This window comes from [Clostridium] citroniae WAL-17108, from assembly GCF_000233455.1.
In the GTDB taxonomy this organism is placed as follows: Bacteria; Bacillota; Clostridia; order Lachnospirales; family Lachnospiraceae; genus Enterocloster; species Enterocloster citroniae.
On record NZ_JH376423.1, the window covers coordinates 427,601 to 436,459 of the forward strand.

Here is an 8,859-nt window from a genome sequence, read left to right on the forward strand (position 1 = left end):
ATGACATGCATCGCACGTAAGAGACCCCAATACGGTCTCTAAGTGCTCATAGCGAGCCACTCCACTAGGTTCGTGAGGAACCTTACCAAGTGGAGATGACATGCATCGCACGTAAGAGACCCCAATACGGTCTCTAAGTGCTCATAGCGAGGAGGTAAGCGGGGATGAGAACTTTGGTAACGGCAAAACAGATGAAGGCGATTGACGCCTATACGATCAACACCATTGGAGTGCCCTCCATGGTGCTGATGGAACGGGCGGCCATGTGGGTGGCCCGGGCGGTTGAGGAGACTGCCGGGAAAGCGGATGTGATCTGGGCCGTGTGCGGCACGGGCAACAATGGGGCGGACGGTGTGGCGGCTGCCAGGATGCTGCACCTGAAGGGATATAAGACCAGCCTGTTTGTGGTGGGGGATCCGGACCGTGGGACTGCGGAATTTCTGGCCCAGTCCGCCATTGCCCGGAACCTGGGAATGCAGATGAGGCCGTGGCAGGAAGCGGCGGGAGAGGACTGCGTTGTTTTGATCGATGCGGTATTCGGCGTTGGACTGAGCCGCCCCATTGAGGGGGAATACAGGCAGTGTATGGAAATGCTGGAGGCCCGGCATGCCGCCCATACAGTGGCGGTGGATATTCCCTCCGGGATCCATGGAGACACAGGCCAGGTCATGGGGATGGCACTGAAGGCGGATGTGACAGTGACCTTTGGATGGGAGAAGATGGGAACCGCCCTCTATCCGGGCCGTGCCTATGCGGGAACCGTCAGGGTCTGCGACATCGGTTTTCCGGAAAGCGCCCTGGATGCCGTGAGGGATCAGGAGGAGGGATACGGGTATGGGCTTACTTATGAAAGCAGCGACCTGTGTCTGATTCCGGACCGCCCGGCCTATTCCAACAAGGGGACGTTTGGGAAGGTCCTGATCGCAGCAGGGTCCAAAAACATGTGCGGTGCAGCGTATTTAAGCGCCCTGGCAGCTTACCGCACCGGTGCGGGGCTTGTGAAACTGCTCACAGTGGAGGAAAACCGCCAGATCCTTCAGGAACGGCTGCCGGAAGCCATCATTGCCACCTACACCTCGGACCAGCTGATCCAGGGAAGGGAAGAGTTTAAGAAGATGATAGAGGAACAGATGAACTGGGCTGATGTGGTGGTGCTGGGGCCCGGGCTGGGAAGCGAACCTTATGTGGAGTATCTGGTGGAAGATATACTGACCAGTGCCTTTGTGCCGGTCATTATTGACGCAGACGGCCTTAATGCCATTGCAGGACATCCATACCTCACCACTTATTTTACGGAAAATATCATCATCACCCCCCACTTGGGAGAGATGGCCCGCCTCATCGGTGAGAGTATAGATGCCGTCAAAGAAAACCTCACAGGAGCCGCCCTGGAATACGCGGGACGTTACGGGATCACCTGTGTGCTCAAGGATGCGGCCACCGTGGTGGCGGGAAAGGACGGCACCCTCTATGTGAACTCCAGCGGCAACAGCGCCATGGCAAAAGCCGGTTCCGGTGATGTGCTTACCGGAATCATCGCCGGACTGGCCGCCATTGGGATGGAGGAGGAACAGGCCGCGCTTATGGGGGTGTATCTCCATGGGCGTGCGGGTGATCAGGCAGCAGGGAAAATAGGACAGCACAGCCTTCTGGCTTCCGATCTGGCAGATTGTATCGGAGCAGCCATGAAGTCCGTGGCGCATGAATAACAGGAGGCATTGAAAATGAAACCATACAGCAGAGTATATGCGGCCATAAACCTGGATGCAGTGACAGCCAACATGAAGGCCATGAGGGATAACCTGCCTCCGTCCACTGCCATGATGGGTGTGGTCAAGACGGACGGATACGGCCATGGGGCAGTACCCGTGGCCAGGACCATTGACCCGTATGTGGAGGGATATGCGGTGGCATCCATTGATGAGGGCATTATACTGCGCCGTCATGGGATCCGGAAAATGATCCTGATACTGGGTGTGACCCATGAGAGCCGTTTTGAGGAACTGGTCCACTATGATATCCGTCCGGCTATGTTCCGGTACGAGGAGGTGAGGAAGCTTTCCGACACCGCGGTGAAGATGGGAAAAAAGGCCAATATCCATCTGGCAGTGGATACGGGGATGAACCGGATCGGCATGAAGCCCGATGAAAGGTCCGCGGACATGGTGTACAGGATGAGCAGGCTGGGAGGAGTCTGTATCGAAGGGATGTTCACCCACTTTGCAAAGGCGGATGAGCTGGATAAGACCGCATACACCGCCCAATACAGGGCATATACGGATTTTGTGGACATGCTCTCGGCCAGGGATGTGACCATCCCCATCCGCCATTGCTCCAACAGCGCCGGGATTGTGGAATCCCTGGAATCCAACGGACTGGACATGGTGCGGGCCGGGATTTCCATTTACGGGCTCTACCCTTCTGATGAGGTGGGCAGGGACGCGGTAAAGCTTATGCCCGCCATGGAACTAAAAAGCTTTATCACATACATAAAGACCATTGAGCCCGGAGACCAGGTGAGTTACGGGGGAACCTTTGTGGCCGACAGGACCATGCGCGTGGCCACCATACCGGTGGGATACGGGGATGGCTACCTTAGAAGCCTTTCAGGCAAAGGATCCGTGCTGGTTCGGGGGCAGAGGGCCAGGATACTGGGACGTGTGTGTATGGACCAGTTTATGGTGGACGTGACGGATATCCCCGATGCTTCGGAGGATGATAAGGTGACGCTTATTGGAAGGGATGGGGAGGAATGTATTTCCGTGGAGGAACTGGCAGAAATAAGCGGCGGTTTCCATTATGAGATCATCTGCGGCATTGGAAAGCGCGTGCCCAGAGTTTATCTGAGAGACAATCGGATCATTGGCAAAAAAGATTATTTTAATGATATTTATGAAGGCTTTGGATATATGTAAAAGCCTACCATGCTCCAAATGAAGGTCTGAATCATATTATATCAGTGTGCAGCTGCAGTGCACTGGAAGAAATGTATACACAAGTCAAATATGGTCAATACTATGGTTGAATAAATTGACGGAGTGTGAATGATGTGATTATCAGACGTGGAGATATTTATTATGCTGATTTAAGGCCCGTGGTGGGTTCCGAGCAGGGAGGGGTCCGTCCGGTGCTGATCATCCAGAATGATGTGGGCAATAAACATAGTCCAACAGTGATATGTGCGGCTATTACATCCAGGATGAACAAAGCCAAGCTTCCCACCCATGTGGAGCTGAATACCAGGCGGTGTGCCATGATCAAGGACTCCGTTATTCTTTTGGAACAGCTGAGGACTATTGACAAGCAGCGGCTGAAGGAGAAGATATGCCATATAGACGAGGAGCTGCAGCACAGGGTGGATGAGGCTCTGATGATAAGCCTGGAACTGCATACATAGGCAGGCGGTTCCAGACGGGGATGGCTGCATTCCCCGGTGCCGGGAGGGGCATTTCCCAAACACGCCCGGGCGCCATTGACGAAATATAAGAAAAATGTTATGATAAGCAGAGTTATGCCGTGAATTTAAGGGGCGTTGCTCTGTTTTTTCATTTCCGTGAAAGGCATTTTGGGAATGAAAAGCGGATGCAGCATGAGTATGAAAGGAGTCTTACTACAATTATGGACGATGGTTATTCGCCTGTCAGTATACTGGTTTTAATTGGTTTTATCCTGCTGGAGGCCGTGTTTTACGGTTTCGGCGCAGCGATCCAGAATGTAAACGAAGGCAGACTGGAGGATGAAGCTGAGGAGGGGAATAGGAAGGCGGCCCGTTTGCTTGAGATTGTCAACCGGCCGGGGCGTTTTGTGCACACCATTCAGATCACGACCCATCTGATCGGAATGATCACAGGAGCAGTTATTCTCCCTGTCCAGGTCAATGGTCTTATGAGACATGTCCATATATTCAAGCCTCTGGCCTGGTGGAAACCAGGTACGGCTGCAACCCCGTGGTATCTGGATTCCGCGTGGTGGGAGCAGATCCTGTTTATGGCTGTGGTGACCGTGATACTGCTGCTGATCATCATCAGTTTTGGTATTATCATCCCCAAGCGTCTGGCTGCAAAGGAGCCGGAAAAATGGGGCTATCATATGCTTCCCATTGTCCTCTTTACCGCAGGGATATTTCTGCCCCTGACCAAGCTGATCACACTTTTATCCACCCTGGTGCTGAAACTCTTTGGGGTGGAGATCACGGATGATGATGACAATGTAACTGAGGAAGATATTATGTCCATGGTAAATGAAGGCCATGAGCAGGGGGTCCTGGAGGCGGACGAGACGGAGATGATCACCAACATCTTTGAACTTGGGGACAAGGAAGCATCGGATATCATGACCCACCGCACCAACATGACGGCGCTGGACGGAACCATGCCCCTTAAGGAGGCAGTGGATTTTATACTGAACGAGGGGATTAACACACGCTACCCGGTGTACAGGGAAGATATTGACGACATTACCGGGATCCTCCATATGAGGGATGCAATGGTCTGCGTGGAGAAGGCAGAATACAAGGACAAGCCGCTGATGGAGATCCCCGGACTTTTAAGGGAGGCTAACTTTATCCCTGAGACAAGGAGCATTGATACCCTGTTTAAGGAGATGCAGTCAGGCAAGATACACATGGAAATCGTGGTGGATGAATATGGGCAGACTGCCGGACTTCTCACCATGGAAGACATCCTGGAAGAAATCGTGGGAAACATCCTGGATGAGTATGATGAGGAGGAAGATTTCATCACGGCAGCAGAGGACGGCTCCTATATTATGAGCGGCCTGACGCCTCTGGATGATGTGATGGAGGTACTGGACATTGAATTTCCTGAGGAGGACAGCGATACATATGATACCCTGAACGGGTACCTCATATCACGTCTGGACCGGATCCCTCAGGAGGGGGAGAATCCACGGGTGGATTTCGGCAGATATACCTTTGAGGTGATAAAAGCCGGCAATAAGATGATCGAGAGCGTCCTGGTGTTTAAGCGCCTGTCCCAGGAGCGTGGAGACAGTGAGAAAGAAAAAGAAAATCCCCGATCAGACAGATTGGGAAAAGGTTTGGTGGAAGATAAGTATGAGAGGCCTGACAGAGAGCACGAAGGAGATGTTTCGTGACAGCAGATTTTTGAGAAAGGCCCTTATGATCGCCTGCCCGGTGGCTTTGCAGGGCATGCTGAACACGGTGGTGAACCTGGTGGACACACTGATGATCGGCACCCTGGGAGCCACGGCCATAGCGGCCGTGGGACTGGCTAATAAGGTCTTTTTTGTATTTTCCCTTCTGGTGTTTGGAATTGTAAGCGGAAGCGGAGTTTTGGCAGCCCAGTTCTGGGGGAGCGGGGATGTAAAGAACATAAGAAAGGTATTGGGACTTTCCCTGCTTTTGGCAATGGGGGGAGCCTTGTTTTTTGTGGTGCCGGCCATTGCCGCCCCGCAGTTTGTGATGCGCATTTTCACCACCAGTCAGGACAGTATCGCGCTGGGGGCAAAATATCTTAGGCTGGCCGCCCTTACATATCCCTTTATTGCCCTGACCAACGTATATGTGGCAATGCTGCGGGCCGTGAACAAGGTGGTATTCCCTGTGATCAGCAGCTGTATTGCCATTGCCGTGAATATCTGCCTTAACTATGTGCTGATCTTTGGAAAGTTCGGGGCTCCGGCCCTGGGGGTGGAGGGCGCTGCCATAGCCACCTTTATTGCCCGTGTGATTGAGATCGGCCTGGTGCTGGGGTATGTGTACATTAAGAAAATGCCCATTGCCTGCGGGTTTACCCAATTATTTGGATGGCCGGCTGCCTTTGTCAGGAAGTTTGCAGCCACCTCGGCTCCTGTGATCGCCAATGAGTTCATGTGGGGGCTGGGAACCACCATGTATTCCCTGGCCTATGGCCGTATGGGGGATGAGGCGGTGGCGGCCATTACCATTGCCACCACCATACAGGACATTGTGGTGGTCCTGTTCCAGGGGCTCAGCGCGGCAACGGCCGTTATCCTGGGCAATGAGCTGGGGGCAGGCAAACTGAAACGGGCTGAGAAATATGCGACCCAGTTTTTTATTTTGCAGTTTATTGTCACCATGGCCGCAGCCATGGTGGTGATCGGGATCCGATGGCCCATTATCAGCCTTTACAATATTACGGCAGAGGTGGGGCGGGACGTGAATATGTGCATCCTTATTTTTGCCGCTTATATGCCTGCCAAGATGTTTAACTATGTGAATGTGGTGGGTGTGCTGAGAAGCGGCGGCGATACAAAGATGTGTCTTTTCCTGGACACCAGCGGCGTGTGGGTGATCGGAGTCCCCCTGGCCTTTCTGGGAGCCCTGGTGTGGCATCTGCCCATCTACGCGGTGTATGGCCTGGTGATGCTGGAGGAAGTGTATAAGGCAATCCTGGGATATATACGGTACCGGCAGAAAAAATGGCTGAGGAACCTGGCGGTGGAAGTACCGTAAAAGTGAAGACATCCATGAAGCCATGAGTGAGGATATATGCGAAGGCACACATGAGGCCGGGGCCCGGGATTTTTTGCTTGCCATATAAAAAAAATCATGTTAAGATAGAAAAGATGTGTATAAGATACGGCTTGGGCTGTATTTTCAAGTAGAAGAACCGATAAAAAGAAGAACAAGGAAAGGGTGTTTTACCAATGTCAGGACATTCAAAATTTGCCAACATTAAACATAAGAAAGAGCGTAATGACGCTGCTAAAGGTAAGGTTTTTACAGTGATCGGACGTGAGATCGCCGTTGCCGTAAAAGAAGGAGGAGCGGATCCTGCCAACAACAGCAAGCTGCGCGATGTGATCGCAAAGGCAAAAGCCAACAACATGCCCAACGATACCATTGACCGCGGTATTAAGAAGGCTGCCGGAGATGCCGCTTCCGTTAACTATGAAATCCTTACATATGAGGGATATGGACCAAGCGGGGTAGCCATCATCGTGGATACACTGACTGACAATAAGAACCGTACGGCTGCCAATGTAAGAAGCGCTTTTACCAAGGGCGGCGGCAATGTAGGTACTCCGGGAAGCGTGTCCTACATGTTTGACAAGAAGGGACAGATCATCATTGATAAGGAAGAGTGCGAGATGGATCCTGATGAGCTGATGATGATTGCTCTGGACGCAGGCGCAGAGGATTTCGCCGAGGAGGAGGACAGCTATGAAGTGATCACGGCACCGGATGATTTCAGCGCTGTGCGCGAGGCTTTGGAAGCCCAGAACATTCCCATGATGGAAGCCTCCGTGACCATGATCCCCCAGACATGGGTGGAGCTGACTGATGAGGAAGATATCAAAAAGCTGAATAAGACCCTGGATCTGCTGGACGAGGATGATGATGTCCAGGCCGTATATCACAACTGGGATGAGTGATTGAGAAATATGGAAATAAATAGAAGTATTGAAATAGGCTGATATAAAAGGCAGGGAACGCGCGGCAAATGCTGTGCGGGTCCCTGCCTTGTTTTTGCGGCAGAGGAAGAAGGCCGGCTTTCCCAGCTGATCCTCCAGCCGGCCTTCCCAGCTGATCCCCCGGCCGGCTTCCCCAACCGGCTTCCCTAGCCGGATCTTCCGGCTGATCCCCCTAGCTGATCCCGGTAATGGGAATTTGGATCTCTGTGATATATTCTTCCATGTCCTTTTCCAGGAACTGGTCAACGATATTAAAGTTATAGGTATCTGAGGATAGCCCCAGATATCCGTATTCCTGTCTCAGTTCTTTTATCTTCGCCCCAATGCCTATATAACTGCCTTTCCAGCAGACACACAGGAATTTCTGCTCCTCAATATACCGGACCTGGTCTGCAACAGCCGGGTCAATGTGGTCCAGGGTTTCCAGGTACGCCCCAAACGTGGTCTCATATTGGTCCCTGTCTTCCCTGTACGTATAGAATGCAATGGTGGGATAAAAATAGAATTCCTCTTTTGTATAGATGGATTCCTCCATGCCAAGGGGCAGGTAGGCCCGTTTTAAGTAATATCTTTGGGACACTTCTCCCTGCTTCATATTGCGCATCTTATGTTCCACAAAAAAGATCTTTCTCTGGATGACATCATCAATGTTGAGGATCTCCTCATACGCCTTTCTCAGTTCCTGTGACTGCCGCTTCAGCTCACAGATGCGCATGTCCAGGGTCCTGTTTTGGGTATATTCCCGGATCTGGTCAATGGAAAAACCGATTTTTCTCAGGTAGCAGATCAGGGCAAGCTTGTAGATCTGCTCAAATCTGTATTTCCTGTAGCCGGTCTGTTTATCCCTGTGCTCCGGGACTAAAAGTCCTTCCCTGTCATAATAAAACAAGGTCTGCTTATTCAGGTTAAACATCTTTGCCAGTTCTCCGGTGGATAGGTCCATGTCCTCTTTCTCCTTTTAACGTGTAAAAATGTAACTGCTCAGGAACTCCAATGTGAAAATTTATAAATAGCTGAAAATCCGGTTGACTATATAGTTGGTATATAGTTTATAGTAATAAAAAACAGGGCAAAAAGCAAGCCTGCAAATAAAAAGTCAAGCTAAATTTTAAAGAACATTGAAAAATTTATACAGGTTGAAAAGTGGGTATCAAAATAAGACCGCCAGGATATGCCGGTCTAAAAACAGGTTTTACGTGTTGGTTATTCCGATGCCGGAAGAGAAGCAAGATATTCTTTCACTCGCCCATAGTAAATACGTAAAAATTTATTGGCACCTGCGGTCATGTAAACATAGTAAGGTTTACCTTGTGCGCGCTTCTTGTCCATGAATAGATAAACGGGATCATCCGGTTTGGTTTTAATTAGAACATCCATGACCTGGTACAGTGTTTTGCGTAAAGCGGGTGAGCCATGCTTGGAAACATGCACACTCTTCTG

At 51.2% G+C, this 8,859-nt stretch carries 7 protein-coding genes and 1 pseudogene; 6 read left to right on the forward strand and 2 right to left on the reverse strand.

The genetic code is table 11. The features are described 5' to 3' along the window. Positions 1-164: 164 nt before the first annotated feature. From HMPREF9469_RS17125 to HMPREF9469_RS17150, 6 genes are all read left to right on the forward strand, one after another. Complete coding sequence (locus tag HMPREF9469_RS17125; RefSeq protein WP_007864104.1) at positions 165-1,709, forward strand: bifunctional ADP-dependent NAD(P)H-hydrate dehydratase/NAD(P)H-hydrate epimerase; 1,545 nt, start codon at positions 165-167, stop codon at positions 1,707-1,709. A gap of 15 nt (positions 1,710-1,724) precedes the next feature. Beyond that, on the forward strand, positions 1,725-2,915 hold the full coding sequence (alr, locus tag HMPREF9469_RS17130) for an alanine racemase (RefSeq protein ID WP_007864106.1): 1,191 nt from the start codon (positions 1,725-1,727) through the stop codon (positions 2,913-2,915). A 134-nt stretch (positions 2,916-3,049) separates the two neighbouring features. Then, a complete protein-coding gene (locus HMPREF9469_RS17135; RefSeq protein WP_007864109.1) occupies positions 3,050-3,397 on the forward strand; it encodes a type II toxin-antitoxin system PemK/MazF family toxin in 348 nt (115 codons plus the stop codon). A 221-nt stretch (positions 3,398-3,618) separates the two neighbouring features. After that, entirely contained in the window at positions 3,619-5,115 is a 1,497-nt protein-coding gene (locus tag HMPREF9469_RS17140; RefSeq protein ID WP_007864112.1) for a hemolysin family protein, read from the forward strand. Continuing rightward, on the forward strand, positions 5,075-6,457 hold the full coding sequence (locus tag HMPREF9469_RS17145; protein WP_007864114.1) for an MATE family efflux transporter: 1,383 nt from the start codon (positions 5,075-5,077) through the stop codon (positions 6,455-6,457). Before HMPREF9469_RS17140 ends, HMPREF9469_RS17145 begins: the two co-directional genes overlap by 41 nt. 194 nt (positions 6,458-6,651) lie before the next feature. Continuing rightward, positions 6,652-7,380, forward strand: coding sequence for a YebC/PmpR family DNA-binding transcriptional regulator (locus tag HMPREF9469_RS17150; protein ID WP_007864116.1), 729 nt, complete (start codon positions 6,652-6,654; stop codon positions 7,378-7,380). A 211-nt stretch (positions 7,381-7,591) separates the two neighbouring features. On the opposite strand, the gene HMPREF9469_RS17155 is transcribed toward HMPREF9469_RS17150, so the two are convergent. Both HMPREF9469_RS17155 and HMPREF9469_RS17160 read right to left on the reverse strand, forming a co-directional pair. After that, the gene (locus HMPREF9469_RS17155) at positions 7,592-8,362 is read right to left on the reverse strand and encodes a MerR family transcriptional regulator (RefSeq protein WP_007864118.1); all 771 of its coding nucleotides are present in this window, start codon (positions 8,360-8,362) and stop codon (positions 7,592-7,594) included. 260 nt (positions 8,363-8,622) lie between these two features. After that, positions 8,623-8,859 (reverse strand): annotated as a pseudogene (locus HMPREF9469_RS17160) (IS110 family RNA-guided transposase); the annotation flags it as partial.

Excerpts from the sequence above, each read along its gene's own strand:
- HMPREF9469_RS17140 (WP_007864112.1), top strand. The coding sequence starts at position 3,619 with ATGGACGATGGTTATTCGCCTGTCAGTATACTGGTTTTAATTGGTTTT.
- HMPREF9469_RS17150 (WP_007864116.1), top strand. The coding sequence starts at position 6,652 with ATGTCAGGACATTCAAAATTTGCCAACATTAAACATAAGAAAGAGCGT.
- HMPREF9469_RS17155 (WP_007864118.1), bottom strand. The coding sequence starts at position 8,362 with ATGGACCTATCCACCGGAGAACTGGCAAAGATGTTTAACCTGAATAAG.
- HMPREF9469_RS17145 (WP_007864114.1), top strand. The coding sequence starts at position 5,075 with ATGAGAGGCCTGACAGAGAGCACGAAGGAGATGTTTCGTGACAGCAGA.
- alr (WP_007864106.1), top strand. The coding sequence starts at position 1,725 with ATGAAACCATACAGCAGAGTATATGCGGCCATAAACCTGGATGCAGTG.
- HMPREF9469_RS17125 (WP_007864104.1), top strand. The coding sequence starts at position 165 with ATGAGAACTTTGGTAACGGCAAAACAGATGAAGGCGATTGACGCCTAT.